Genomic DNA, 1,243 nt, shown 5'->3' with positions numbered 1-1,243 from the left:
ACTACGTCCGGGGATTCACCGACGACGGCAAGGTCATCCTCGGAAACCCCTGGGGCGTCTCCGGCTATCCGCCGATTACCGTGCCATTTACCTCGCCGTGATGCGGATGGCCGGCAGTGGCGACGTCCGGATGCGCACGATCTACCGTGGGATGCGCCGCACTTTCACCACGTGGATAGTCGCTGCGCTCACTAATCTGGGCATCGAATCGAACGCGACCGTGGAGGCGACAATCGCCGGGTGGCAGGCGTTCATGGAGGAAATCGTCGTCAACTGGATCGACGAGCCGACGCTCGAGCGAGGCGAGATGGTCGACCTCTGTGAACGAATTTTCTACCACTGCCTACCGGCAGCAGGCATCAGCGTGGAGCAAATAGTGGCAGCCACCGTCGTCGCGACGGCCAGTGAGTCCGGCGCAACACAACTGTGATCTTCGCGCCGGGGTTTCACAGGTGGTCACGATTGGGTATCTTGCTTGCAGTGGCACTGGACCACGACCCCAACACATGAAGGATCCAACATGGAGTCTGTCGAAAACGTATTGCCCGAGGGTGTCAAGCTCGAAGACGTCTTGAGTGTCCTCAAGGTCGCAGTTGCGGGCATCGGCCTCATCAGCGCACTTTCGGCATTCAGCTGATCGCAAAGCGTCATCGACAGGCCGGACTTCGGGGAGTCCGGCCTGTTTTTTGTTTCCATTCCTGAACAAACCGTGAACTTTTCAGCAACTTCAGCGCAAAGCGGTCATTTCAACCCAAACAAGCGTCCAGTTTGCTAATTTGTGTCTGCGACACAAGGTCGTACAGAAACACCACGCAGACACAACCTTGTACATACAAACCTGTACATACGACACGGAGGACCGAAACATGGGTTCCATCAACACCCTCAGCGCCGTCATCGACATCATCAAGGTCGTCCAGCCGTTGATCGCCAAGCTCAACCTCAGCTGATTCGCTTGCACCACACCCCTGCCAGGGCGTAACTCGAAATGGGGCCGACATTGTCGGCCCCATTTTCCATAGGTGCACTATCTCAGCCGAGGGCCTTCTTGATCTCTCCTGCCAGTACCGACGCCAACTGCGGCGGCACCGCATTGCCGATCATCGTGCGCACCGCTCCCCACTTGCCTTCGAATACGTAGTCGTCGGGAAAAGTCTGGAGGCGAGCAGCTTCTCGAACGGTCAAGGACCGAGGACTCGCGGGCGCGCAAGTGGGCATCGCGGTAGTGGGTACGGCCGCCACA

At 58.2% G+C, this 1,243-nt stretch carries 3 protein-coding genes; 2 read left to right on the top strand and 1 reads right to left on the bottom strand.

What is annotated here, in order from left to right:
- The first annotated feature begins 106 nt into the window (after nucleotides 1–106).
- Both ABT116_RS47740 and ABT116_RS47735 read left to right on the top strand, forming a co-directional pair.
- The gene (locus ABT116_RS47740; protein ID WP_351647734.1) at nucleotides 107–430 is read left to right on the top strand and encodes a hypothetical protein; all 324 of its coding nucleotides are present in this window, start codon (nucleotides 107–109) and stop codon (nucleotides 428–430) included.
- A 394-nt stretch (nucleotides 431–824) separates the two neighbouring features.
- A complete protein-coding gene (locus ABT116_RS47735) occupies nucleotides 825–950 on the top strand; it encodes a hypothetical protein (protein WP_255246884.1) in 126 nt (41 codons plus the stop codon).
- An 82-nt stretch (nucleotides 951–1,032) separates the two neighbouring features.
- Here ABT116_RS47735 and ABT116_RS47730 read toward each other — a convergent pair.
- On the bottom strand, nucleotides 1,033–1,243 hold a 211-nt coding region (locus tag ABT116_RS47730; RefSeq protein WP_351647729.1), incomplete at its 5' end, for a DNA cytosine methyltransferase.

This window comes from Streptomyces sp. NPDC002130, assembly GCF_040296465.1.
In the GTDB taxonomy this organism is placed as follows: Bacteria; Actinomycetota; Actinomycetes; order Streptomycetales; family Streptomycetaceae; genus Streptomyces.
This window is presented reverse-complemented; position numbering and strand designations above follow the sequence as displayed.